The sequence below is a fragment of the Bernardetia sp. ABR2-2B genome (assembly GCF_037126435.1).
Taxonomy (GTDB): Bacteria; Bacteroidota; Bacteroidia; order Cytophagales; family Bernardetiaceae; genus Bernardetia.
On the sequence record NZ_CP147020.1, the window covers coordinates 4,197,291 to 4,223,446 of the forward strand.

Annotated in this window: 20 protein-coding genes; 9 read left to right on the forward strand and 11 right to left on the reverse strand. The window is 32.0% G+C overall.

Annotated elements, in window-relative coordinates:
- The first annotated feature begins 4 nt into the window (after window positions 1–4).
- Window positions 5–1,033, forward strand: coding sequence for a flotillin-like protein FloA (gene floA / locus WAF17_RS17735; protein WP_338762498.1), 1,029 nt, complete (start codon window positions 5–7; stop codon window positions 1,031–1,033).
- A 135-nt stretch (window positions 1,034–1,168) separates the two neighbouring features.
- Here floA and WAF17_RS17740 read toward each other — a convergent pair whose 3' ends face one another.
- The 4 genes from WAF17_RS17740 to rsfS form a co-directional block, all read right to left on the reverse strand.
- A complete protein-coding gene (locus WAF17_RS17740; protein ID WP_338762501.1) occupies window positions 1,169–1,885 on the reverse strand; it encodes a carboxypeptidase-like regulatory domain-containing protein in 717 nt (238 codons plus the stop codon).
- A gap of 178 nt (window positions 1,886–2,063) precedes the next feature.
- Window positions 2,064–2,804, reverse strand: coding sequence for a DUF2459 domain-containing protein (locus WAF17_RS17745; protein WP_338762504.1), 741 nt, complete (start codon window positions 2,802–2,804; stop codon window positions 2,064–2,066).
- A 144-nt stretch (window positions 2,805–2,948) separates the two neighbouring features.
- Entirely contained in the window at window positions 2,949–4,994 is a 2,046-nt protein-coding gene (ftsH, locus tag WAF17_RS17750; RefSeq protein ID WP_338762507.1) for an ATP-dependent zinc metalloprotease FtsH, read from the reverse strand.
- A gap of 260 nt (window positions 4,995–5,254) precedes the next feature.
- The gene (gene rsfS, locus WAF17_RS17755; RefSeq protein WP_338762511.1) at window positions 5,255–5,629 is read right to left on the reverse strand and encodes a ribosome silencing factor; all 375 of its coding nucleotides are present in this window, start codon (window positions 5,627–5,629) and stop codon (window positions 5,255–5,257) included.
- Window positions 5,630–5,857: 228 nt separating this feature from the next.
- Between rsfS and WAF17_RS17760 the strand changes: the two genes are divergently transcribed.
- Entirely contained in the window at window positions 5,858–6,712 is an 855-nt protein-coding gene (locus tag WAF17_RS17760) for a biotin--[acetyl-CoA-carboxylase] ligase (protein ID WP_338762514.1), read from the forward strand.
- Between the two features lie 87 nt (window positions 6,713–6,799).
- Here WAF17_RS17760 and WAF17_RS17765 read toward each other — a convergent pair whose 3' ends face one another.
- Entirely contained in the window at window positions 6,800–7,249 is a 450-nt protein-coding gene (locus WAF17_RS17765) for a hypothetical protein (protein WP_338762517.1), read from the reverse strand.
- A 189-nt stretch (window positions 7,250–7,438) separates the two neighbouring features.
- On the reverse strand, window positions 7,439–8,086 hold the full coding sequence (locus WAF17_RS17770) for an outer membrane lipoprotein carrier protein LolA (RefSeq protein ID WP_338762520.1): 648 nt from the start codon (window positions 8,084–8,086) through the stop codon (window positions 7,439–7,441).
- A gap of 334 nt (window positions 8,087–8,420) precedes the next feature.
- Between WAF17_RS17770 and scpB the strand changes: the two genes are divergently transcribed.
- On the forward strand, window positions 8,421–9,086 hold the full coding sequence (gene scpB / locus WAF17_RS17775) for an SMC-Scp complex subunit ScpB (RefSeq protein WP_338762522.1): 666 nt from the start codon (window positions 8,421–8,423) through the stop codon (window positions 9,084–9,086).
- A gap of 152 nt (window positions 9,087–9,238) precedes the next feature.
- Window positions 9,239–10,387: a pseudouridine synthase gene (locus WAF17_RS17780; RefSeq protein WP_338762525.1), complete on the forward strand. Its 1,149-nt coding sequence runs from the start codon at window positions 9,239–9,241 to the stop codon at window positions 10,385–10,387.
- 111 nt (window positions 10,388–10,498) lie between these two features.
- Here WAF17_RS17780 and WAF17_RS17785 read toward each other — a convergent pair whose 3' ends face one another.
- Window positions 10,499–11,791 (reverse strand): PcfJ domain-containing protein, encoded by a 1,293-nt coding sequence (locus tag WAF17_RS17785; protein WP_338762527.1) that lies wholly within the window; start codon window positions 11,789–11,791, stop codon window positions 10,499–10,501.
- Between the two features lie 698 nt (window positions 11,792–12,489).
- Between WAF17_RS17785 and msrA the strand changes: the two genes are divergently transcribed.
- Window positions 12,490–13,206, forward strand: coding sequence for a peptide-methionine (S)-S-oxide reductase MsrA (gene msrA / locus WAF17_RS17790; protein ID WP_338762529.1), 717 nt, complete (start codon window positions 12,490–12,492; stop codon window positions 13,204–13,206).
- Between the two features lie 195 nt (window positions 13,207–13,401).
- On the opposite strand, the gene WAF17_RS17795 is transcribed toward msrA, so the two are convergent.
- From WAF17_RS17795 to WAF17_RS17805, 3 genes are all read right to left on the reverse strand, one after another.
- Window positions 13,402–13,743, reverse strand: a complete 342-nt coding sequence (locus WAF17_RS17795) for a hypothetical protein (protein WP_338762533.1) — start codon at window positions 13,741–13,743, stop codon at window positions 13,402–13,404.
- Window positions 13,744–13,772: 29 nt separating this feature from the next.
- Complete coding sequence (locus tag WAF17_RS17800) at window positions 13,773–14,186, reverse strand: hypothetical protein (RefSeq protein WP_338762535.1); 414 nt, start codon at window positions 14,184–14,186, stop codon at window positions 13,773–13,775.
- Between the two features lie 141 nt (window positions 14,187–14,327).
- Window positions 14,328–14,753 (reverse strand): hypothetical protein, encoded by a 426-nt coding sequence (locus WAF17_RS17805; RefSeq protein ID WP_338762537.1) that lies wholly within the window; start codon window positions 14,751–14,753, stop codon window positions 14,328–14,330.
- Between the two features lie 766 nt (window positions 14,754–15,519).
- Between WAF17_RS17805 and WAF17_RS17810 the strand changes: the two genes are divergently transcribed.
- Complete coding sequence (locus tag WAF17_RS17810; protein ID WP_338762540.1) at window positions 15,520–16,914, forward strand: ADP-ribose polymerase; 1,395 nt, start codon at window positions 15,520–15,522, stop codon at window positions 16,912–16,914.
- A gap of 133 nt (window positions 16,915–17,047) precedes the next feature.
- The gene (locus WAF17_RS17815; protein WP_338762542.1) at window positions 17,048–17,920 is read left to right on the forward strand and encodes a hypothetical protein; all 873 of its coding nucleotides are present in this window, start codon (window positions 17,048–17,050) and stop codon (window positions 17,918–17,920) included.
- A 466-nt stretch (window positions 17,921–18,386) separates the two neighbouring features.
- On the opposite strand, the gene eno is transcribed toward WAF17_RS17815, so the two are convergent.
- Window positions 18,387–19,664, reverse strand: a complete 1,278-nt coding sequence (eno, locus tag WAF17_RS17820) for a phosphopyruvate hydratase (RefSeq protein WP_338762544.1) — start codon at window positions 19,662–19,664, stop codon at window positions 18,387–18,389.
- Window positions 19,665–20,102: 438 nt separating this feature from the next.
- On the opposite strand from eno, the gene WAF17_RS17825 reads away from it, so the two are divergent.
- Window positions 20,103–21,182, forward strand: coding sequence for a nucleotidyltransferase domain-containing protein (locus WAF17_RS17825; protein ID WP_338762546.1), 1,080 nt, complete (start codon window positions 20,103–20,105; stop codon window positions 21,180–21,182).
- Between the two features lie 90 nt (window positions 21,183–21,272).
- Window positions 21,273–26,141, forward strand: a complete 4,869-nt coding sequence (locus WAF17_RS17830; protein ID WP_338762548.1) for a TIR domain-containing protein — start codon at window positions 21,273–21,275, stop codon at window positions 26,139–26,141.
- Window positions 26,142–26,156 lie beyond the last annotated feature (15 nt).

A 26,156-nucleotide genomic window follows, 5' to 3' on the forward strand; every position in this document is an offset into this window, starting at 1 on the left:
CACTATGTCGACAGAACAGATTATTCTATTTAGTATTCTTGGTGTAATCGTATTAGGACTTGCATACGTTATCCGAACTTATATTCCAGTCAATTTATGGATTACAGCCGTTTTTTCAGGAGTACGTTTGGGTTTACTAGAACTAGTAGCTATGCGAATCCGAAATGTTCGTCCACGTAAAATTGTTTTGCCACTCATTAATGCAAGTAAGGCAGGGTTAAAAGAAATTACGGCATCAGATTTGGAAACTCACTTTTTGGCAGGAGGAAGCGTTGAAGAGGTCGTTAAAGCCTTGATTGCAGCCGATAAAGCAAATATTGATTTGAGTTTTAAACAAGCTGCTGCCATTGATTTGGCAGGTAGAGATGTTTCAGAAGCCGTTCAGATTTCTGTTAATCCAAAAGTGATTACAACAAACGCCGTAACTTCGGTAGCACAAGATGGTATTCAGCTTATCACAAAGGCTCGTGTTACGCTTCGTGCAAATATTGCTCAATTAGTTGGTGGTGCAGGAGAGGAAACTATTTTGGCTCGTGTTGGTGAGGGTATCGTAACGGCAGTAGGTTCTTCTCACTCTCATAAAGATGTATTAGAAAATCCTGACAGAATTTCAAAACTTGTTTTGGAAAAAGGACTTGATGCAGGAACAGCCTTTGAAATCTTATCTATTGATATTGCAGATATTGATGTAGGAGAAAATATTGGTGCAAAACTTCAAATCGAACAAGCAAATGCAGACCTTAGAGTTGCAGAAGCGAAAGCCGAAGAAAGAAGAGCGATGGCAATTGCAGTAGAGCAAGAAATGAAAGCAAAAGCACAAGCATCAAGAGCAAAAGTAATAGAAGCAGAAGCAGAAGTTCCAAAAGCACTTTCAGAAGCATTACGCCACGGTAATTTTGGAATAATGGATTATCAACGACTTCGTAATATGCAAGCAGACACACAAATGCGTGAATCAATTGCTAATCCAGAAGAAAGAACTCAAAAACGTAGAGATGATGATGGAGGAGGTTACAATCCTCCTAGGATATAGTTAGATAAAACCTTATAGTTGTTGCTACACTAAAACGCCAACAACAGCTTAACAAAAAAAAGATAAATCAGATAGCTAGTAAACTATTTGATTTATCTTTTTTTATACACCTTTTTGTTTTACAAATGTGCCTTTCTAATTCCCTCCACTACTTCCACCTGTTGTAGTTCGTAGTGGTTTTTTATAATCTTTATTTCTAATTGATTCAATAAACTTAGACCAAGCAAACGGATTTAGAAGTGGAACAGTAGGTGCAAAGAATTTATTATTTCTTGCATTTAAGTTTTGTTGCATCAAATATCTATAATTCGAATTGGCGTTCATAGGCATATTTGCAGCCATTTGATTAAGCCTTTCGCTATCCAAATTTTCTTGCATTTGTTCTATAAGTGGGTCTGAAGTATCCATTGCCAAAACCATATCTTTAAATTCAGAAGCATTGGAATAAGGCAAAATCACTACTTCATTTAGCATTTTCACATCTTCTTTCAAATCTATAAATACAGAATATAAAGGCTCTCCACGCTTAGGGATGATAATTTGAGAACTTTTATAACCTACTGCACTAACCATAACAGTATCGCCTTCCATGGCTGGCATTGAAAAGTAACCTAACGCATTTGTTACGCTTCCTCGCCCTGCTCTAGGAATATAAATATGAACTCCTGAAACACCATAAGAACTATCGCCTTCCACTACAATCCCTGAAAAACGAACCATTTGATTTTCTCCCTGTCCGAAAGAAAAAGAAGAAAAATAGGTAGTAGAAATAAATATAATCAGAAAAGCAATTCCGTGTTTTAGAATAGAGTTTCCAGTTGATGTTTTTGTAAGATTTGTAATTTGGCTCATAGCTTATTTAGTTAGTGTTTCTTTTTATTTGACCGAAAATTTTATTCTAAATAAAAAAAATGATTGAAATCAATAATTATGTTGAAAGTATTTTTTAGTCAATTTATTCTACTAAGATAATAGATTTTTATATCCTTTTGTTAGGTTCGTCAAGAATTTATATTAGATTTTTATATTTTTAATTCAAATGATATAAAATTGTTTGTGCAAAGGGCGCAAAACGAGCAGTTTTCTGATTTGCTTTCTGTAAGCCTTCATTTGTCCAACCATTGCAAGTATAAAACAAATGATAATTGCCTTTTGCTTGAAAGAAATAATCAGAACTAGAATATCCTTTTTGTGGCAAACGAATAAATTTTGTTTGATTAGATTCATTCTGATTTTTGCTTTCAGAATCTTCTCTTACAGTTCGGAAACTACTGGTAATATGCTGCAATAAATTCTGATATTCTTCTTTTTTTAACTTTATTTTTTTGCAGTTTTCATTTTCTATTAAATTATTTCTATAAAAATCTACGTGCATAAGTGTTTCAGAGGGTAATAAGGCAGCATTCAGACAAGTAGAAACAGAAGGAAAACCCCCATCATAAGATTCATTGTAAAACCCTTTATCTCCCCAACCAACAGAAAGCCATTTATACGGACGAGCTTTATCTAAATAAGAATTTAAAACAGAATCTTTACTCAACGTTTTAAAAAAGGAAGTTTCAGTTTCAATAGGAATAACAATGTCAGAATGAAACCCATTTGAAGTAATGTAAATTTCTATTTCTTCTATATCAGAATTTAGTTTCTTTGGATTTGAAGTCCAAAGATAGCCTCCAACAAGTACGAAAATTAGATAAAAAGAAATACTAAAAAGAATAATTTTGAAGCTTAAACGTATAAAACGCAATAGGTAGTTTTTTTTATGGCTCATTTTTGTTAAGATTTGAGTTGTGAATAAATTTAAACACGTTTTTTCTGATTAGATGCCATTATTTCAAAAAGTCCATAAAATAAAAAAGCCTTTACTAGAATAACTCCAGTAAAGGCTTTTTGAAAAAAAAACAATTTTTTTGATTTATGATAAAGGGTCTAAGTTTCCATCCAAAACATCTTCATAGCCATTGTTTGTATGCTTTTCATAATTGGTAGGCTTATCAAACGGACGCTTACCAATTAGTTTTTCCAAATCACTTTGAAACAATACCTCTTTCTCTAAAAGCTCTTTTGCTATAATTTCTAGTGCTTCTTTATGTTCAGTTAATAAGTCTTTAGTAAATATATAGGCTCTTTCTACCATATCTTTTACTTCTTCATCAATGATTTGAGCAGTAGCATCGGAATAAGGTTTTCCTGCAAAATCTGAACGCTGTGCATCATAAAAAGAAATATTTCCTACTTTTGGATTCATTCCGTACATAGAAACCATACTATATGCCATTTTAGTAATTCTTTCAAGGTCAGATAATGCTCCTGTTGAGATTTTACCAAAAATAATATCTTCGGCAGCACGTCCACCTAAAGCCATACACATTTCGTCTGTAAGCTGTTCAGTTGTATAAAGGAACTGTTCTTTTGGCAAATATTGAGCATACCCTAAAGCTGCAATTCCACGAGGAACAATCGAAACTTTTACCAATGGGTCGGCGTGTTCTAAGAACCAACCTGCAACAGCATGTCCTGCTTCATGATAAGCAACAATTTTCTTTTCTTCTGGAGAAATAATTTTATTCTTCTTCTCAAGACCACCAATAACTCTATCGATAGCACTCTCAAAATCAACCATTTCAATTTCTTTCTTATTCATACGAGCAGCAATTAGAGCAGCTTCATTACAAACATTTGCAATTTCTGCACCTGCAAACCCTGGGGTTTGGGCAGCTAGTTTTTTTGCATCTATTTCAGGCGCAGTCTTCAAAGGCTCTAAATGAACACTAAAAATAGCTTCTCTTCCTTTAATATCTGGCTTATCAATACTGATTTGTCTATCAAAACGACCAGGGCGCATCAAGGCACTATCCAAAACATCTGGACGGTTGGTAGCTCCCAAAATAATCACACCTGCATCGGTAGAAAATCCATCCATTTCTACTAAAAGTGAGTTCAATGTATTTTCACGCTCATCGTTCGAACCAGGTTGTTTTCCACCACCACGAGAACGACCAATCGCATCAATTTCATCAATAAAGATAATACAAGGAGCTTTTTCTTTTGCTTGTTTGAACAAATCACGTACACGAGCAGCACCAACACCAACAAACATTTCTACAAAATCAGACCCTGAAAGTGAGAAAAATGGAACACCAGCTTCTCCAGCGACAGCTTTTGCAAGTAATGTCTTACCAGTACCGGGAGGGCCTACAAGCAGAACACCTTTAGGAATTTTTCCACCTAATTCTGTATATTTTGTTGGCTGACGAAGAAAATCTACTACTTCTTCTACTTCTTGTTTTGCTTCATCTAACCCAGCGACATCTTCAAAAGTAATTTTTACTTTATTTTCTGTATCAAACAAAGAAACTTTGGCTTTTCCGATATTGAATATCTGTCCACCAGCTCCTCCACCTGTCATACGACGCATCAAAAACCAAAAAGCTACCAAAATAAGAATTAAGAATCCCCAAGTGAAAATTAATCCACTAAAATCAGCATCTTGTCCTACATCATATTTTATACGCTTATTAGCAGGTAAATCAGCTTGAAGTTTATCAAAATCTTCCTTAAAACTCTCACCACTCGTAATATTTAAAAAATAATGAGGAGGTTTGTCGACAATTGCCCCAAATGGATTTTTTTTCTTTAACTCATTAGCATATTTATCTTTTTTGAGAGCTTCTTCAGTAAGGGTAAGTTCTACAATATTTTTATTTGTAATCAACTTTACGCTTTCAATATCCCCAGCACGAGCCATTTTATCAAAATCTTGTTCATAAGTTTTGACAACGGTGCTTTGGTTGAGATACCACGCTCCTAATATTAATGCAATCAAAAGTCCAGACAACCAAATTTGATAGTTTCCTCCTGTTCCCTTTGGGATATTATTACGGATTGGATTCTTTGTGTTTTTGGTATCTTTCGTTTCCTTAGTATTTTTTTCTGTTTTAGTATCTTTTTCTGTCGCCATTTATAAAAAAGTATATAAGTAGTATAATTATAAGATTTTTTTATTTTTTTATAAAAATGAAAAAATCTATTTTATATTTCAGTTTCTAGTATCAATCTAAATTATGGGTTATTAAACCAAAAGCTAGTTCTATTGTTTGTAATTATTTTATCAAAAATCTCATTATTTCTAACTATTACGAAGGTTTTTGAATAAAAAACGTTAAATCAAATAAAAGCAAAATAGAATCTCAATTATTCTACTTTACGTTTAAGGAGTTTCTAATCCATATCTGGAATTTGAGTAACTTTTGCATCTCCCCAAAGCTCTTCTAATCCAAAACGGTCTCTTTTTTCAGCTTGAAAAATATGAACCACAACATCTACATAGTCTAGCAAAATCCACTGACGGTTTTCTCTACCCTCTACATGCCAAGGGTCTTGTTTGTATGTTTTGTATGTTTCGGCTTCTACGGATTGTTTGAGCGCATCTACGTGCGTATCAGAAGTACCTGTACAGATAATAAAATAATCTGCAATAGAGTTTTTTACATCACGAAGGTCAAGAAGTGTAATTGATTTTCCTTTTCGGTCTTGAAGACCAGCCACAACAGCTTGAGAAAGCATCTGTGAAGTAACTGACTGTTTTTGAGTCATAGTATAGATTTGGTATTTTTATTATTATTTTTCAAAAATTAGAGGAAAGTAAATATTTTTTGTCTCACTTTCATAACTTTGATTTTGGTATAACGAATTAAAAAAATCTTTCTTTTTATTTACAAATTGGATAACTGTTTTGTTCCAAACTTGAAGTAAATAATCCAAACATTTAACTACAAAGATACAGTATTAATAGACAAATTATAGTCAAACTATTCATTTACAATGAGCAATTACAAAATTCATACAAAGGGACTTTTTATAGGGAAAAATCAAATTTATCTGCCAAGCTGTCAGTCCACCAACGAAAGTTTAGCTTCTCATAGTACAGAACAGAAAAACAAAACATCAAAAGTTTTTGAAGGAACGCTTCTTTGGACAAATAATCAAAGACAAGGAAAAGGACAACGAGGGAATAGTTGGCAATCACAAGAAAATAAAAATCTTACGTTTTCTGTTTTGCTTAATCCTACTTTTTTATCCCCAAAAGAATCTTTTTGGATTACGATTGCTATCTCTTTGGGAGTTCGTGATGCGCTAGAGGAAGTTTTGAAGACTGATTATTCAGAAATTGCTAGTGAGTTGAAGATAAAATGGACAAATGATATTTTTATTAATCATAAAATGAATGATGAATATAAAGACCAAAAAATAGGAGGCATTTTGATAGAAAATCAAATTTCTTCTCAAAAAATAAATCAAAGTATTATAGGAATCGGAATCAATATCAATCAAATTTTTGAACGAAATAATTCAGAAAACAATATAAATCATAGAGCAATTTCATTAAAAGAACTCACAGGTAAAAATTGGGAAAAAGAAGAAGTTCTGACCGAAATTCTTTTTTTTATAGAAAAACGTTATTTACAACTTCGTGCAGGAAAAAAAGATAGTTTGAGAGCTGATTATCTTTCCTATCTTTTTCGTTATCAAGAATGGCATTATTATCAAGACAAGCTCAAAAATAAAAAAATTACAGGACAGATTTTGGGAATCAATCCAGAAGGAAAATTGGCTTTAGAAGTAGCAGGTGGAAAAATTAGCTATTTTGAAAATAAAGAAATTGAATTTTTGTACTAATTTCAGAAAAAAACCTTAACTAAATATTCTTATAGATAGAATGCATAGTTAAGGTTTTCGTTTTGATGAATTTGATAATCTTATATATTAAAAACCATCATCTTCCATATCTGTTCCTTGCCCTCTTTTTCTATTTCCTCTATTTTCTTTCCTCTTGGCTTTTTTCTCTTCTTTCATTTTCTCATAAGCTACATATTGTTCTGCTGTAAAGAATCCTTTTACATCAGCATCAAACTCTGTCTTGATGGCTTTCATTTTTGTTCTTTTTTCTTTCCCTTTTTCTTCTGCTTTTAAGGCATCAGTTGCTGTAATTCTTTTTACAAGTGCTGTTTTGAGTTGAGCAGTTTGAGTATCATTCAAGCTAAATTCTGTTTTCCATTTTTGAGAACGTTTTTCTGCTTTTTCTGTTGGTGTAGCGTTATTATTACGCTTTCCTCTTTTTTGAGCGAAAGTAGTTGTCATTCCTACAAAGATAAAAATTAGTGATAGAAGTGCGACTTTGCTAATGATATTCGAAGTGATTTTTTGAGTTTTCATAATTTTAAAATAAATAAAGTTTAGTGAAATTTAATGTAAATTACTCAATCAAGAAGTTTGATTAAGTCGTTTTCGTAAGGTTAGATACAAAGGAAAAGCGAAGGTTTAATCTAACTCAAAAAAAATCCCTATTTACTTCAAAAAGCAAATAGGGAAACTTATGTTTTCTTCTAAATATAGAATTGATGATTATCTTAAATCTACTTCTTCTACATTTGCGTGTTTGACTTTACTAAACTGAAAATCTGAATCAGTTACTGAAACATTAGGCTGAAAATCAGAAATTTTATAAGAATGAACACGTCCATTTTTTTCAAAAATATTCCAACTTGCCAAGCTATAATTTGCTTTATCAATCGTCAGACGAACTTTAAAAAATTGTAAGTTTTTGTCTTCTGGAACTAAATCAATAACTTGGTGCGCTCTTCCTCCTACTTTTACTTCTTCTACAACTACATATTTGTATCCTTTTTTATAAATATCAAAAATATCAGTTGGATTGAGTCCATCAGCTTCATCATAACTCGTAATGGTTACTTCATTGGCATCATCTAAAAATGTCCAAACGGTTTTGTGGTCATTATAAATCTCTTGACCTTTTGTTTTTAAGTGATATTTATTTCCTTTTACGGTAATTGTTCCTGTAAGCGATTCATTAATACTTTCAGATTCACTGGCTAGAGTAGAAGTAAAAGTAGCTCTGAACGACTTATATTTTTTATACTTATTACTCATTGCATCTAAAAGCGTACGAGCTTTGGCATCTTGAGCATAAGTAAAATTAGTTGCAACATTTGCAAAAAATAAAGCAATAAAAATTATAAAAATCTTTCTCATTATGATAGTATTATTAGGTTTTTGTTGAATACTCCGATTGGTTTTATCTTTTACTTAAAGAGTTGCTAAAAGCGTACCGAAGTATCAAGATAGGATTTTATTTAAGTGTTACTAACTCCAGTTTCAATAACCGTTCCAAATGAAAAGTGAAAATACTGTTGTGTTTTTTCAAGAATAAAAAAAAAGAAAACAATGCACAGACGGTGTTAAATTTTACTTCAAAATTATTTTTCTGATTAAAATAAATAAAATTCTACACTTCTATTTTTCAGAAAGTTGTGGAAAAAATCGTACCTTTGCTCACTTGATTTATACACAGCAAAAATAATTTATTGTGCAATATTTACTCAATCATATAGAATCACTAATATTTTGTTCTCCCTCACCTATTTCTGTAAAGGAAATTCAGAAGGTTTTGGAGGAGCTTTTTGGTACAGAAGTTCCGAAAGAAGATATAGATGATGCTATTGAAGTCTTACAAAAACGCTATGAACAAGCTGATTTTGCGATTGAAATAAAAGCTATTGCAGGAGGTTTTCAATTTCTTACAAAGGCTGAGTTTCAGAGTAGTGTAAGCCTTTTACTTACCCAACGAGCAAAACGTAAACTCTCTAAGTCTGCTATCGAAACACTTGCTCTAATTGCATACAAACAACCTATTACAAAATCAAAACTAGAGGCAATACGTGGTGTGAGTTGTGATTATGCCGTAACTAAATTATTAGAAAAAGAGCTTTTGGTAATCAAAGGAAAAGAAAAAACTCCCGGTCGTCCTATTTTATATGGCACTTCTGATAAATTTATGCACTATTTTGGAATAAATTCTTTAGATGACTTGCCAATGCCAGAAGATTTGTCTGCCGAAGATGTAGAATCAGCACAAAAACAAGCAAAACTACAATCTAATTTAGAAGATGAAGAAGGAGATGAATTTTCACTCTTCAAATTCCAACGAGGGACTAAAGCTATTCAAGATAAAAAAGATGAAAGTAGTGATTAGTTTTAACTATTGATGATTAGTGTAAATATAATTTCATAATTAAGATAAGTTCAAATGAAGTAAGTATTCATTAATCACTAAAAACTAATCATTAATCATTACAAATTGCGAGATGCGCTCGTAATTTTATTTACAAACTGAAAAGATATTCAATGAAAAATAACGATAAAAAGCCAACTAAAAATTCGGCTTTCAAACCCAAACTCAAATCAACTGAAAAAGGAAATTTGAAAAGTAATCGTTTTGCAAAAGCGAAAAACAAACCAAACCCTCACTTTGAGAAAAAGAAACAAGACGAAAAAATAAGAAGAGAAAAAAGACAACAAGAAAACAAAACTACTAACTCTTCCAAAAGTCAAGAACCTAAATCAAGACAAGAAAGTACAAAGAGAACAGAAAAAAAAGAATCTTATAAAAATAGTAAGAACGAAAAAACGTCTGAAGATAGATTTGAGAGAAGAGGAAAAAAAACAGTTTTCAAAAAAGCTGATAAGAAATTTGAACGTCCTGTTCGTGTTGCTGCTAAAAATACAAGTGCTGATAAAGCTAAAGAAAAGTCTTCTTATTCAAGTGGAGCTAATGAAATTTGGAGATTAAACCGATACATTTCAAATTCAGGTGTTTGTTCACGTAGAGAAGCTGATAATCTTATTGCAAAAGGCGAAATTAGTGTAAATGGAAAAGTAGTAAAAGAATTAGGCTTTAAAGTACGACCAACTGATGAAGTAAAATATAAAGGAAAAGTTCTTCGCAAGGAGAAACCTGTTTATGTTTTATTAAATAAACCAAAAGATTTTATTACAACGACAAGCGACCCAAAAGGACGTAAGACAGTAATGGATTTGGTCAGAAAAGCAACCACAGAACGCATTTATCCAGTTGGAAGGCTAGATAGAAATACAACAGGGCTTTTACTTTTTACAAATGATGGAGAAGTTGCCAAAAAGCTTTCACATCCTTCTTATGAAGTACAAAAAATATATAGAGTTACTTTAGACAAGCCTTTTTCTGAGGAAGAAATAGAACAGTTAAAAGCAGGTTTGGAGCTTGAAGATGGTTTGGCAAAAGCAGATGGAGCAGCTATTTTAGACCCTGATGGTCTTTCAGTAGGAATAGAATTACATATGGGAAAAAACCGAATTGTAAGACGTATGTTTGCTCATTTGGGGTATGAAGTAATTCGTCTTGACCGAACTGTTTATGCAGGTCTTACTAAAGAAACAATCGGACGTGGACAGTATCGACTTTTGAATGAACGTGAAATTATTCGTCTTCGTTTCTTTAATAAAAGAGGGCAGTAAGAAATGTTTTTGCCTCGTTGACGGCTTCATTTGAGTCTCAACGACGGTTAATTTTATTTTTGAACCAAATAAAAAGGCTGATAAAGTGATTTATCAGCCTTTTTTTGATGATTAATAATAATTAGGTACTTTCAAGTCATTTCGTTTTGCCCATTCTTTTATGATTTCTTTTTCAAAAGAAGAAGCCGACTCATTAAAACGACGAGATGCCTGTGTAATTTTTCGTGTTTTGGGATTTACTTCTATGGTTACCAAAGACTTCCCTCTTGAAAGGATATTTTGCATAGAAAAGATAGCTGATTTGCTATTCTTACAACTACCTACATAAGAGCTTACACAGTGATTCATATTTTTGCCTTCATCAAATAATTCTTGTTTGGTAAGAAGTTGCTGAAACATAAAACATTGCCCTGTTTTGGCTTTTACATAATTGCTTTCTATTACAAAATGCGCCCACTCTTGAGCTGTTTGACGAATAAAACCAACTATTTCGAACCATTCAGAGGCTTTTTTCCAAAGTGAATCCCACGTTTTACCTTTCAAGCTAAAATTAGGGTCAGAAGGATTCTTACGAACTACTTGTCCTTTTTCATTTTGTCCCCAAAGACGAGCAAATTTTTGATTCCAAATATACTCTACTACAATGTCCAATTGATGCGCTGTTGCAGTAGGATTATTTCGAACTAAAAAAGCAATTACTTCTTTCCAAAACTCTTCTTTTGGATACAAATACTTCCCTAAATCGGTCTTGACAAGGTTATTTACAAAACTTGTTGTTGCTCCTACTGTCTTTGCTTGTCCATAACGAATAGCTGCAATAAAAGTAAATTTTGAAGGTGCTTTTGTAAAATGATGCGCTTCTTTTTTGGTAATCGGAACAGGAAAATGATTGAGTTTTGAAGCATTTTTCCCTTGTCCAACATCAATAAACCAACTTCTAGCTAATTTATTTTCATTATCAAACCAAAGCGAAGTCATACAACTAGGAACTTCATATTTGACAAAAAGATGATGTACCAAATCAGCAAATATTTTTTCAGCACTTCTTCCTTTTGGCTTCCAGTCTTCTATATCTCTAATAAAAAAGGAATGTTCTTTTGCCACACAAGCAAGTGCATCTAACATATAATCTTCTTGCAAAAGAGATTCTGTTTTTCCTTTTTGGGCAATTAGAGCAATAATTTCTGAAAATTCTTTTTTATGACTTCCATAACTCATTAATTGAATTAATTTATGAGCTTTTTCATTGACATAAACTGGCGAAAAAATATTTTTTGCACGTTTTCTAGCTACTTTTCGCAACGAATTAATGTGTGTTCTTTTATTTTTTTTGAGTGTGTTTTGATAATTTTGAAGAATTTGTTCTTCTTTTAGTTTTTGGAGTTTGAGTTTTGATAAAGCCATGATAAATAGTTTTTAGGCTAATTTTTACTAACAAAAAGGCAATACGAAGGAGGTACAAAAATGATTGTTTTTGCAAACGAAAGCGATAAAAGAGAAGTAGAAATGTAATTAGAAGATAAATTAGAATACTGCCTTTTATCCTCAACGACGGCATAGCCTCATTGACGGTTAAAGTTTATTCTAAGACTTATTTCTAATCACTCACTCAAAAAAAGAAAGAGGAAGAAACAAGACAATTTATCTAACAATCAGCTTACTCATCGATAAGAGAGACGATAAAAGTTGATTCCGATATTTCATTGTTTTGTATAAATTTTGCGTTGAAGAATCTTGAAAAAATAAATCTGAATAGTTTTGAGTAATTCAGATACACAACCAACCGAATAAAAGGTAAAAGAAGTTCCTTATCAGAATAAAAAAATATAATTGAGACGAAATAAAATCTTGTTTTTGTATAATTTATTCTCACAAAAATCAATAAATCATCTAACAAAGCCTTAAAAACGAAGGTTTCAGAACAAGAAAGCATAACTATTGATTACGTTAAATCATGAAGTTATTTAAGAATGGTTTTGCAGGTGTGTTTGTTGGTGTCGCTTCGCTAAAACACCAACAAAGGCTGGTTTTTGATATTCAAATCATTACATTCGTAATTCGTAATTGTTCCTAAGACGCTTATAACATAAAAAAATATCTCAATGAAAAATAAAACTACATTTCCTCTATTCATTTTACTTTTGATGAGTATATCAGCCATTTTTGCGAGTGCGTGTTCGCCAAAACAAAATGCTCATGCAAAAGATTCTATGGATTCAAATAAAAATACTGCTAAAACTAAAACAGAAAATACTATGACAGATATAAATGCAAAGCTAGAAAAAGCTACTTTTGGAGCAGGTTGTTTTTGGTGTATCGAAGCTGTTTTTCAGCGTTTAGAAGGTGTTGATACAGTTATTTCGGGTTATACAGGTGGACAAGTGCCAGAGCCAACCTACAAACAAATCTGTACGGGAACAACAGGACACGCAGAAGTTGCACAGATTACATACAATCCAAAAATTATTTCTTTTGATGAATTATTAGAAGTTTTTTGGGCTACACACGACCCAACAACGCTAAACAGACAAGGAAATGATGTAGGAACACAATATCGTTCGGCTGTTTTTTATCATAATGAAGAACAAAAAGAAAAAGCTGAATTTTATCTAAAAAGACTAACCGAAGAAAAAGTTTTTGATAAACCAATTGTTACTGAAATTACATCTTTAGGAAAATTCTATGTAGCTGAAAATTATCATCAAAATTATTATAACAACAACAAAACTCAAGGTTATTGTTCTTTTATTATTAGTCCGAAAGTAGATAAACTCAAAAAAGTATTTCCAAACAAACTTAAAAAGGAATATGCTAAATAATTGAGCAAAATTAAATATAACTAAATTCACGATTTTAATCGTGTGAAAACAACGGATAAAGCATAAAAACCTTGTTTCTATTTCAGAAACAAGGCTTTTTTTATTGTATTGATTTTCCTGTTTTATTAATTTTCTATTACAATTCTCTCTGTATGAACTTCTTTTTTATTGATTACTTTGAGATAATAAACTCCTTTAGGAAATGTTAGTTGTATTGGTATTGAGCAGTTTCAGAACGTTTATTTGAGTTTGCACCGTAAGCATAGCAGGGTTAAACTGAGTACCAATAGCAGACCCATCATGCAAGATATGTACTACCACAGGAATAATTATTGTTCCATTTGGGTCAATAATTCGTTGATTTTCATTAGATGTATGTTCAGAAATGAATTTCTCCATTTCCATAATATGTTTATAACGTTCAGGCTCATTCTTTTTTATTTGATCGATATTCAATTCAGTTCCACAAGTACGTTGTGCGTAAGCAGAAAGATAGAATCCAAAAATAGATAATGCTAATAAAATAAGTTTTTTCATTTGATTTTTAGAATAAATGGATTTAAAGATTATTTTTTTATTATAGAAACTAACTCTAACTTACTGCCATAAGCAGGGCGAGTCTCAGGGTCTGTAAGTAACCCAGTACAACTTTTTCTGTAACCAGTAATAATTACCTCTAACCCTTCAACTTTATATTCATTAGTAAGCTCAGGACAAGGAACTAAAAAAGTATTAGGTGTTACTTCATAATTTCCTTCGCTATCTAGCCTCACTAAGATGTATTTAGTAAATTCTCCTTCTCTATCGTATACATGTTTTTGTACTACCATTTCATACTCAAAAAGCGAATCAACAATGGTTTCATTTTCACAAGAAACACAAGTTTCTGGAGTGGGTTGTGGTGTACTTTCGTCGCAGCTTACTAGTGAGCTTAGAGTTGCTGCTGTAAATAGAGCAAAGATTAAATGTTTGATGTTCATAATTTTAATGAATTAAATAAATGATAAAATTTGATTTTTTTGATAAATAAATAATATTCGGAAAGTTATTTTTGTAGAGTTGTTTTCATATAAAAATTGATTACGTTTTAATAATTTGGCTTGAACTGTTTATGTCTATGGTTAATACTTTTCAATTTTTACTAAGTCTAGCTTTCTTCCAAAAAGAACTCTGATATTAGGATGGGTGAGTAAACTATCACAGCTTTTTACATATCCTTTTACTATTACCTTTTTACCATCTAAACTAGAGTCTGTAATTTTTGGACAAGGTATGAAAATACTATCTGAACCATAAGAGGTATATTCCTTATCAAAATACTTCTTTTGAAGGTCAATAATATATATACCTGAATAATCTGTCATTTCATCTTCTGGTTTATATAGGCGTACAATCGCTTCAACATCAAAAAGCGAATCGACGACAGTTTCATTTTCACAAGAAACACAAGGTTCTGGAGTGGGTTGTGGTGTACTTTCGTCGCAGCTTACTAGTGAGCTTAGAGTTGCTGCTGTAAATAGAGCAAAGATTAAATGTTTGATGTTCATAATTTTAATGAATTAAATAAATGATGAGATTTGATTTTTTTGATAAATAAGTAATATTCGGAAAGTTATTTTTTTTGAAGGCACAAAGGTAGTTTAATAATTTATTTTAAAACAAATAAGCTAATTAACTATGTCTTTTAGATACATTTTAAAAGTATTTTTGAGTATGTTTTTACAGGAATAATCCTATAAATAACGGAATAGTGCAATTATTTTAAGCGTTTATTGTTTGTTAAGCTGATTTGCGTTAAAAAAGAGTACATGAGAGTTTTTAAATGATTGTATTTTATTTATTTTATTTTTTGCACTTTTAAATATATCAACCTAACTATTTTGAATAAGACCCTACTTATACTTGTTTTGTTTGCATTTTATTTAAAAAATATTGTATAAATCAGAGAAAATAGATGCTTTTTGAAGTTAATTAATCAAAAATTAAAATTGTAATATTCTGATTTAGTGGTAGTTATATATCAATTAAACTTTAAATAAATAATTTCATTTCTTCTGTATTTCTGAAAACTCTATGTTTAAAAACTCTGGTCATTAACTACAAAAAGTTAATGGCTTTTTTTTGCTATTTTTTTTAGTCCTCAAATGGCTTACGTCCTACTAGCTTAAATTTGTAGTATAAATAATTAGTAATTGCTATTTTATTTAGCAAATAGTTGCTATATTAGCTTTTGAAAAGAGAGGTAGTTAATAGAAATTCAAAAATTACTAATAAAATTGTCAATTTTTTATACACCAAATTTATCTATCAATTATGCAAAACACAGTTTCTATTTCCCCTAATTCTCAATCTATTACCAGATTCAAAACAGCAAAATTAGTGATGGTTACGGCTCATAACAACAATAAATATTATGAAATGAAACAGCTTTCTGATGATATTTTTTCGGTTTCGTATGGAAGAGTAGGGCAAAGAGCAGCTATCAATGAATATTCTATGTATCAATGGGAAAGCAAATACAGAGAAAAAGTACGGAAAGGATATAAAGATGTAACTCATTTGTTTTTGGAAGAGCTAGACAAAAAGTCTTCAAAGAACAATTCTATCAATTCTAACTATCAAAATTCTTTAGCTTCTTGGTCAGCTATCAAAAATGGAGATGTACGTGAGCTTTTTCGCCATCTTACACGCTATGCACAGCAATCTATTTCTTATAACTATGAAGTTCCTGCTGCTGATGTTACGATGGCACAAGTAGAAGAAGCTCAAAGTATTTTAGATAATCTGACTAAAAAAGTGAATTTCAAATCCAATAATATAAATAAAAAAGAAGTAGAGAATTTTGATACAATAGAGTTTAATGCGCTTTTATTAGAACTCTACGGCATTATTCCACGCAAAATGGAAACTGTTCAGAATTATCTTTTGGAATATACAGCAGGAAAAACAGTTTCTAAACAGATTTTGAAAAGGGCAAGGAAAATATTGACAAACGAACAAGAAACGTTAGATGTAATGCGTGGCGAAGTAGAATTGAGATTGCAACAAGCAAAAAAAGCATACTCACGTAAAGACACACAGTCGTCTGTTTCTAATACTACGCTTTTAGATGCACTAGGAATTGAAGTAGATATTTTAGATGCTAAAAAGGTAAAAGATGCCATTCAAATAAAATCTATCAAAAAAATGATGCAAAATGAAGTAGGCAAATTTGTAAATGCCTATGCAGTAAAAGACATCGCACAAGAACAGATTTTTAATAAAAATCTAAAAGAAAGCAAGTACAGAACAACAGAATTATTATGGCATGGAAGCCGAAATGAAAATTGGCTTTCTATCTTAAAAACAGGGTTGATTTTGCGCCCCACCAATGCACTTATTACTGGAAAAATGTTTGGCTATGGACTTTATTTTGCCGACCAATGCCGAAAATCTTTGAATTATACTTCGTTGGCAGGTTCATTTTGGACAGGAGGAAATGACAAAAAAGCATTTTTGGCAATCTATGAAGTTCATACAGGCAGACAACTCAAAATCGAACATTATGAAGATTGGTGTGCTGGTCTGACTTACCAAAATCTTAAAAAACAAAATTCAGAAGCCGATTCTCTCTTTGCAAAAGGAGGCATTGACCTTTTGAATAATGAATTTATAATCTACAAAGAAAATCAATGTACGATTCGATATTTGGTCGAAGTGCATTATTGATAATTAATTATGGATTAAAGATTACGAATTACGAATGTAATATATTAAATCCTAGCCGTTGTTGGTGTTTTAGCGATAGCAACACCAACAACAAATTACTCTAAAAACTTCTCAACCTAAATAATAAATAATTATGAAAACACTCTCTTTGATTGACATCCAACTTGTTGCACACGAGCATTTCAAAAAACGTGGTTTTACAACTACTTTAGACGTAAAAAATGAACTTCGGAAAAAAGGTTTTCATGCTATTCAGTCAGAGGTTTCTCTTTGGATGGATGAACTCGCAACTGATGAAGAATGGGATTATGAATCTAATGGAACATTCAGAATGTATTCTTTAGGTGATGATGAGCAATATTCTGCAACTCTTTATATGGTAAAAGGAAATGCTTTTTGGGAAGGAGAATTACATGGCAAAACGGTCTGGGTAACTCATGGCGCAATTGGAAGTACCATGCAAAGCCGACAAGTTCATGAACATACATTTCCAAAAAGTAGAATTGCTTGGGCAAATTGGAAACAAATTATTACTAGAAACTATCAACACGGTTTTAAAGCTGTTGATAATCCATTTATTGCTCGTCTGCGTTTGCGTTCTTTATACCAAAATTATAGATTACAAAATCCTATTTCTTGTCTCATTTCATATAGAAACACAAAAAAATATATGGCAAAAGGTAATCAATGGATAGAAATGCAAGGAAACTATGTCTTAGGTTGGGAGCTTCCAAAACAACACAAAGAACTCAAAAGAATGCTTCGTAAAAAAGAATGGAATAGTGTACAAGTAGATTTCCAGACTGTTCATGTGCATCACGAGGAAACTTCTCATAAAGAACCTTTGCTTGTAGAAGATGTTTCTAAACCGATTATGGAAATTGATAATTCGAATATTTACGAAATAGAATTATCGTATGCCAATGGTGAAATACTTTATTTGAGTGCCTACGATTGGCAATGGGAAAAAGAACTTTTGCCTTTAGTTCGTTGGCTGACTTTATAACAAATTTAGAAGTTAGATTTTAGAATTGAAATTTAAAAAAGCAAAACCGTTTTCAAAATAATTCTGAAAACGGTTTTTTGATATAAGTAAATGCACTGATTGATGTTAAGCAAATTGTTTTCTTAAATAAACGTGAACTCGGTATTATATTTTTCAATTTTTACTCCTTTAGGAGTTATATATTTATTTCTCCACGTCAAAGATTTATATGTAGTTCCTACGGAACAATTTGATTTTAATCGTCTATTTTCTACCAACATATAGTTCCGATGGAACAAAATACAAAAAAATAGTGTGTAAACAGTTGATTTATAGTTTGTTAAAAGCCGAGTTCACGTTAAATAAACGAAACCCACAACGGCTTTAGCCCTCAGCGAAGCTAATTTTAATCGTAGGAAAAAAAGTAGCACGTTCTGTTTTCCAATAACTAAAGTTATGAGTTTCGTTTTTTGACTTTATAAAAACACTAAAAATCTAATCCAGGGAAATAAGCTGCTTCTCCTAATTCTTCTTCAATTCTTAGAAGTTGATTATATTTTGCCATACGGTCAGAGCGAGAAGCCGAACCTGTTTTGATTTGTCCTGTATTGAGTGCAACTGCCAAATCTGCAATAGTATGGTCTTCTGTTTCGCCACTTCTGTGCGACATAACAGTTTTGTATTCGTTTCTATGAGCAAGATTTACAGTATTTATTGTTTCTGTAAGTGTTCCAATTTGATTTACTTTTATCAAAACAGAATTTGCAACTTGCTTTTCAATTCCTTCCTGTACTCGTTTTACATTCGTTACAAAAAGGTCATCGCCAACTAATTGAACTCTATCTCCAACCAATTGTGTAAGTTTTTGCCAACCGTTCCAGTCATCTTCATCCATTCCATCCTCAATTGATAAAATAGGGTATTGCTTACACCAATCTGCCCAATATTCAGCCATTTGGTCAGATGTGAGTTTGTCGCCAGTTGATTTATGGAAGTGATATACTTTTTCTTTTGCATCATAAAATTCTGAACTGGCAGCATCAAGAGCAATAAAAACATCTTGTCCAGCTTTATAACCTGCTGCTTCAATGGCTTGTAAGACTACTTCAATAGCTTCTACATTCGAACGAAGATTTGGCGCAAAACCACCCTCGTCGCCTACGTTAGTAGAAAGTCCATTTTTCTTCAAGACAGTTTTTAAGTGATGAAAAATTTCTGTTCCCATTCTCAACGAATCTGAAAAACGCTTTGCTCCAACAGGCATAATCATAAACTCTTGAAAGTCAATAGCGTTATCGGCATGTGAACCTCCATTCAAAATATTCATCATTGGCAAAGGAAGTGTATTTGCATTTACGCCACCTATATAACGATACAAAGGAAGATTTGCTTCTTTTGCAGCAGCCTTTGAAAGAGCCAAAGAAATACCGAGCATTGCATTTGCGCCTAACTTTGATTTGTTTGGTGTTCCATCAATTTCCAGCATTAATTTATCAACAGTATTTTGGTCAAAAACTGAAAAACCAATTAGTTCGGGTGCAATAATTTCATTTACATGTTTTACAGCTTGTAGAACTCCCTTTCCTAAAAATGCAGATGAATCATTATCTCTAAGTTCGACAGCTTCGTGTTTTCCTGTTGATGCGCCAGAGGGAACGGCTGCACGTCCCATATTTCCTTTTGAAGTATGCAAATCTACTTCAATAGTTGGGTTTCCTCTTGAATCTAAAATCTGACGTGCGTGAATATGCTGAATTTGAGCCATAGATTAAAATATTTTCGAATGAGTATAAAGTAAAGATTAGAAATCTTTTTTTTAAATGATATGACAAAGGTAGTTTTTTCATTTGAAAAATGACAAATCTAAGCTTAAATCTATTTTAATAGCATTGAAGAAAGTATAGTGATAGTCAAAATATAAAATTAAATTTACACTTATTTGCTTTGATGGTAGGTTAATCACATATAATTTGGACATTTTTTTGGTTTTTAGCTGCTTGATATCGAAATTTTGATATACGTAGAAACAGCGATATTACGCAGCTACGCAGCTTTTGATGGGAGAAGAACTATTTTTTCTAATACTACGCTACTCTGTAGCTAAACTTCCTTGAATAAATGTAAAAACCCTCATTTTTTGGTGCAATTAACCTATTTGATGGTGTAATTTTCCGTATTCTTTAAAAAATATTGCTACAACTTTATGATAAACCTAGAAACACTAAAAAAAGAAAATCTAATCCTCCTAGAAGCACTTGCAGGAAGCAAAGCCTACGGAACAGATTTACCCACTTCGGACACAGATATAAAAGGGATTTTTATTCTACCCAAAGAAAAATTTTATGCTTTAGAGTATGTTCCACAAGTGAGCGATGAGAAAAACGATATTGTTTTTTATGAAATAAAGCGTTTTATAGAACTTTTATCAAAAAATAATCCGTCTGCGATTGAGATTTTTCATACTGCAAAAGAAGATATTTTTCACAAAAATCCGATTCTTGACCTTATAAAGTCGGAAGATATTTTATCAAAAATGTGTAGAGATACCTTTGCAGGTTATGCCCTTACACAAATCAAAAAAGCAAAAGGATTAAAGAAGAAAATTTTTAATCCAATGCCGAAAGAACGAAAAAAGGTATTAGATTTTTGTTATATTTTAGATAATCAAGCAAACGGAAAGGGGAGTATTTCTCTTCAAAAATGGCTCAAAACAAACGATTACAAACAAGAGAATTGTGGACTTTCATCAATAAATCATATCAAAAATACATATTTACTTTTTTATCATAATCAAAAAACGGATTTTTATTATAAAGGAATTTTGAAAAACATCGATTCGAACGAAGTTAGTTTGAGTAGTATTCCGAAAGGAGAAAAACCGATTGCTTATTTATATTTCAATAAAGAAGGTTATGCAGCCCATTGCAAAGAATACAAACAATATTGGGAGTGGGTAGAAAAGCGAAACGATACACGCTATGAAAATACACTTGAACACGGAAAAAATTACGATGCAAAAAATATGATGCACACCTTTCGTCTTTTAGATATGGCGATTGAGATTTTAGAACAAAAAAAAGTGTTTGTAAAACGCCCTAATAGAGAAGAGTTATTAAAAATACGAAGTGGTTTTTTTACGTATGAAGAGTTACTAAAAAAAGCCGATAAAAAAATAGAAATTCTAGAGAAAGCCTATCAAAATTCTACTTTACCAGAGTATCCAAATGTCGAAAATTTAGAAAAAACTTTGATTGAAATCAGAAGCAAATTTTATTCAAAGTAAATTATTCTTCATTCTCTTTTGTACCCTATTTATTTTATCTGTAATTTGTAAAAAACTACCTATTAAACAGATTAACGGTTTATTTCTTCTATGTCCAACTTCAATAACGTTTTTATTTCTTACGGTAGAGCCGAATCAAAAGCCTTTGCTACAAAATTACATGATGATTTATGTGAACGAGGATATAATGTTTGGTTTGACCAAAATGACATTCCATTAGGTGTAGATTTTCAGCATCAAATTGACGAAGGAATAGAAAAAGCAGATACTTTTATTTTTATTATTGCACCTCATGCTGTAAAATCAGTCTATTGTAGAAAGGAAATTGATTTGGCTGTAAAGAGAGGAAAACGCATTGTTCCTATTCTTCAAATTGAACCAACAACGAAAGAAGTTTGGGATAAGCTCCACCCAGCTATCGGAAAGATAAATTGGGTCTATATGCGCCAAGAGTGGCAAAAAGATATTCCACAAGAAAACTACAAGCAACTTGATGACTATGAACCTGCCTTTGAAGGACTTTGGAGTCTTTTAGAAAGTCATAAAGAATACGTAAGAACACACACAGAAATTTTAGCTAAAGCTCTCAACTGGGAAAGTCATAATAAAGATTCTCATTTGCTTTTAGTAGGAAAGGAAAGACAAGAAGCTGAAAAGTGGCTTTTGAAAGAATTTGCAACTGAGCAATCGCCTTGTTTGCCCTCTGATTTGCATACTGATTTTTTATGTGAATCAAGAAAAAATGCTGAAAATCTTCTCACAGACTGTTTTATTTCCTACTCCTCACAAGATAAAGAAGAGCGAGAAGCTGTTCGTTTGGCTTTAGCAAGGCATTTAATTACAACTTGGACACACAACCGAGATATTGTAAAAGGAGAGGAATTTGATAAAGCTATAGAAAGAGGAATTGAAGGAGCTGATAATTTTCTGTTTTTTATTACGAAAGATTCTATTATTTCAGAGTATTGTCTTTTTGAGTTGGAATATGCTAAAAAGCTAAATAAACGAATTATTCCATTGCTGATTGAAGAAGTTTCTGCAAAAGAATTCCCAACACAAATCAAGAATCTGCAGTATATCAATTTTACAGATAATGTAATTACTGAAGTTACTTCCAAAAACGAAAAGACTGATTTTGAGAAAGACATCGATACTTTAGTAGAAGAAATAAACCGAAATAGAGAACATTACAAAAAGCACAAAGTATTTCTTACTAATGCTTTGAAGTGGGAAAGGCAAAATAATAATGCCTCTGTTTTATTACGTGGACATAAATTAGATGAAGCAAAAGTCTGGCTCAAACGAGGACAAAAATTAAGCAAACATCAGCCACTGCCTTTGCACGAAAATTTCATTTTAGAAAGTGAAGCTAAAAGTGGAAATTTAGAAACAGAGATTTTTGTTTCCTATTCTCGTACAGATAGTGATTTTGCTAGAAAGCTAAATGAAGAATTACAATTCAATGGCAAAACAACGTGGTTTGACCAAGAAAGTATTGCCTCAGGTGCAGATTTTCAACAAGAAATTTATAGAGGAATAGAGGGAGCAACAAACTTTCTGTTTGTTATTTCTCCTGATGCTATTGAGTCGCCTTACTGTGCTGATGAAGTAGAATATGCTCAAAAACTAGGAAAACGCTTTATTACTGTTTTGCATAGAGAAACTGACCCTTCTACATTACCTCCTGCTTTAGCTTCTGTTCAATGGATTGATTTTGTAGGTAAAGATTTCAATAAGCAATTTGGAGAAGTAATCCGAACCTTAGATACAGATAGAGAGTATGTCAGAATGCATAATGTTTGGCAGAAAGAGGCTCTACAATGGCAACAGAGTAACAAAAACAAAGATTATTTACTTAGAGGAAGTAGTTTTGCATTGGCAAATGAATGGCTAGAGTCTGCTGATAAAGAAAAAAAACAACCTCAACCGACAGATTTACAAAGAGAATATTTAGATGAAAGTCAAGCTGCTATTTTTGCTTTGGAGCGTAAAGAAAAAAATACAATCAAACGCCTTAGGGGACTTTTGGCTGTGGCTGTTGTAGCACTTATTGCATTTCTTGGTATAAGTTTTTATGTCTATTACCTCTATAATACTTCTAATCGCCTTCGTGTGTATGCTGAAAAATTGAATGATAGAGCTAACCTAAATCGAATAAAAGCAGAAGAAGAAGCTGAAAGAGCAAAAGAAGCCTTAAAAGTTGCTGATGCAGCAAAACAAGAAACAAGCAAAGCATTAGTTCAATTACAAGAAAAAGAAAAAAATCTTCAAAAAGCATTATCAGATGCAATCAATTCTAAAAAATTTGCAGAAGCAAAACGGATTGAAGCTAAACTGGCTCAAAACCAAGCTGAACAAGAAAAAGAAAAAGCTGTCATTTCTCAACAATTAGCTGATACAGAATCCAAATCAAATGAAAAAATATCAACAGCATTACAACTTACTGAAAAAGACCCAACGTACGCCTTATTTTTAGCAAAAGAAGCGTACCAAGAAAATCCAAAACCAATTACCAAAGATGTAGTATTTTCTATCCATCGGAATCATTCCTTTTACGAAACAAAATACAAAGGGCATACTGCCTCAATCAATGAGATAGCTATTTCTCCTAATGGAACAATACTGACAGGAAGTTCGGATAGAACAGCACATCTAATAAATAGTAGTGGCAAACGTATTAGTATAGCAGGAGGGGCAGATAGAGTTGGCTCAGCAGATTCAGGTTTTTCAAGCGATGGAGAACTTACTCGCAGCATAGCAGGGCATAAGGGATATATTGGTACAGTAGCTTTTTCAAGTGATGGAGAACTTATTGCTTTGGGAGGGGAAAATAAGATAACAGTCTGGACAAAGGAAGGAGAATTTGTAACAACATTACAAAACGATGACGAGACTTCGATGAGTAAAGTTGTATTTATGCCAGATAATAAACACCTTATTACAGGTGATTATAACTCGTATATAAGAAAATGGAATATCGAAACACAAGAAGTTGTTGCAGAAAATGACTTATCAGAAGAAGAAATTACAGACATACAAATTACTTCTGATGGAAAAAAGATAATTGTTTCGACGATAGAAAGTGCTAATATTCTTGATACTAATTTAGAGATACAAGATTATTTCTTTTCAGATATGGAACATGTAGAAGCAATTGATATTTCTCCAAATGATAGCTTATTAGTAACAGGAAGTTGGGGAAAGAGAAGAATAATATTATGGAAATTATCAAATACAAGTGAACCTATTTTTATAGCTCCTACTGATTATGTCAAGAGTATTAGCTTTTCCCCTGATGGAAATTATATTTTAGCTGGATTATTAAATGGAAATGTTCAAAAATGGAATCTAACAGGCAATCTAGTTCATACTTTTAAAGGACATCAAGACCGTGTGAGTGGAATTGGTTTCATAGATGATAAGATGGTTACTTCTTCTCACGATGCTACTGTCTTGGTATGGCAAAATGAAGGGAGTTTACTTCAAGAAAAGAAAATCCATGAAAAAATAATTACTGCTATTTCTCAAAATAAAATAAGTAATAATTTACTTACTTCCTCTTATGACAAATATTGGAAGCTGCACAATGAAAATGGAGAATTAATCAGAGAGAAACAGTACGATTCGGAAGTCATGTCATCAATATTTTCTAAAGATGGGACAAAAGCTGTTATAGGTTTATGGAAAAAGGAAGTAGAGCTTTGGAATGGAGATTTAACACAAAAAGAAGCAACTATAACTTTATCTCACTACGTGAAAAGAGTAGCCATTTCTGATGATAATAAATATATCGCTATTGGAATAAATAATGATAGAGGACGCTATAAAGGAGAGGTTTTGATTTATGATATAAGTGATATGGCTACACCTATTTTAAAAATAAGTACACCAGCAGAAGTATCTGCAATTACTTTCTATCCAGAGTTATCAGATTATGTAGGGGTAGCAGATGAAAAAGGAACGTTACAAATATGGCAGTTATCAAATAAAAGCATGTATAGTAATTTTAGTTCTTTATATCCTCATCATATATATCTTCTAAAGTTTTCGAAGGAGAATGAACGAATTCTTGTAGGAGGACGAAATGATAATGCTATTTTGAGTGATTGGAGTGGAAAAGTAAAAGCTAACTTACAAGGACACACTTCATTTGTATTAGGAGGAGGTTTTTCGACTAATCAAAATCAGATAATTACATCTAGTACCGATCGTTCTATCAAAATTTGGGATTTGGAAGGTAATCTCATCAAAACTCTTACAGGACATCAAGATAACGTAAGAGGAGCTATATTTTCAAATGATAACAATAAAATATATTCTGTTGATGAAAGTGGAAATATGAAAATTTGGAATGCTGTAATTTCTCCTCTTGAGAACAATGATTTATACTCTCCCGATACACCTGATTTGCTCAGTGTTGGAGTAGAACCAAGTAAAGAAGACTTAGAACAAGCAACTCTGAATGAAATATTAGGTTTAATAGACCAATACAATGAGAAGCTAGATGAAGCTGGGTATGAAGTAGAGAAATATCCAATTACGTTAAAAATAATTGAGTTATTTGAGGTCGCTGTTACTAAAAATGGCTTTTCTGAGGATGACCAATTTGACTACGAAGTAGCTTACTCAGAAGCAATCAACAATGGTTTGTATATAGATAAGAAAGGCGAAATACTACAGATTGCAAAAACAGGAATAGAAAAAGGATTTACAGAAGAGCTATTTACACAAGGTGCTTTTGCTGCTTTCCTTGTCAATAATCAGTTTGAAGAAGCCGAAAAAATCTATCAAAAATACTACAAAACTTCAGATTGGTTAGATATGCTAGAAATGGATATAGGTATTCTTTCTATAAGTGAAGTAATAACCGAAGAGCAGGAAGCGTTTTTTGAGAAACTAATGAAGGAGAGTGGAAAGAAAGTAGAGAAGAAAAGAAAAAGTAGAAAGCCAAAGCAGTAACATACTTTAAAGTAA

Coding starts and splice junctions, on each gene's coding strand:
- floA (WP_338762498.1), top strand. CDS start 5: ATGTCGACAGAACAGATTATTCTATTTAGTATTCTTGGTGTAATCGTA.
- WAF17_RS17740 (WP_338762501.1), bottom strand. CDS start 1,885: ATGAGCCAAATTACAAATCTTACAAAAACATCAACTGGAAACTCTATT.
- WAF17_RS17745 (WP_338762504.1), bottom strand. CDS start 2,804: ATGAGCCATAAAAAAAACTACCTATTGCGTTTTATACGTTTAAGCTTC.
- ftsH (WP_338762507.1), bottom strand. CDS start 4,994: ATGGCGACAGAAAAAGATACTAAAACAGAAAAAAATACTAAGGAAACG.
- rsfS (WP_338762511.1), bottom strand. CDS start 5,629: ATGACTCAAAAACAGTCAGTTACTTCACAGATGCTTTCTCAAGCTGTT.
- WAF17_RS17760 (WP_338762514.1), top strand. CDS start 5,858: ATGAGCAATTACAAAATTCATACAAAGGGACTTTTTATAGGGAAAAAT.
- WAF17_RS17765 (WP_338762517.1), bottom strand. CDS start 7,249: ATGAAAACTCAAAAAATCACTTCGAATATCATTAGCAAAGTCGCACTT.
- WAF17_RS17770 (WP_338762520.1), bottom strand. CDS start 8,086: ATGAGAAAGATTTTTATAATTTTTATTGCTTTATTTTTTGCAAATGTT.
- WAF17_RS17780 (WP_338762525.1), top strand. CDS start 9,239: ATGAAAAATAACGATAAAAAGCCAACTAAAAATTCGGCTTTCAAACCC.
- WAF17_RS17785 (WP_338762527.1), bottom strand. CDS start 11,791: ATGGCTTTATCAAAACTCAAACTCCAAAAACTAAAAGAAGAACAAATT.
- msrA (WP_338762529.1), top strand. CDS start 12,490: ATGAAAAATAAAACTACATTTCCTCTATTCATTTTACTTTTGATGAGT.
- WAF17_RS17795 (WP_338762533.1), bottom strand. CDS start 13,743: ATGAAAAAACTTATTTTATTAGCATTATCTATTTTTGGATTCTATCTT.
- WAF17_RS17800 (WP_338762535.1), bottom strand. CDS start 14,186: ATGAACATCAAACATTTAATCTTTGCTCTATTTACAGCAGCAACTCTA.
- WAF17_RS17805 (WP_338762537.1), bottom strand. CDS start 14,753: ATGAACATCAAACATTTAATCTTTGCTCTATTTACAGCAGCAACTCTA.
- WAF17_RS17810 (WP_338762540.1), top strand. CDS start 15,520: ATGCAAAACACAGTTTCTATTTCCCCTAATTCTCAATCTATTACCAGA.
- WAF17_RS17815 (WP_338762542.1), top strand. CDS start 17,048: ATGAAAACACTCTCTTTGATTGACATCCAACTTGTTGCACACGAGCAT.
- eno (WP_338762544.1), bottom strand. CDS start 19,664: ATGGCTCAAATTCAGCATATTCACGCACGTCAGATTTTAGATTCAAGA.
- WAF17_RS17825 (WP_338762546.1), top strand. CDS start 20,103: ATGATAAACCTAGAAACACTAAAAAAAGAAAATCTAATCCTCCTAGAA.
- WAF17_RS17830 (WP_338762548.1), top strand. CDS start 21,273: ATGTCCAACTTCAATAACGTTTTTATTTCTTACGGTAGAGCCGAATCA.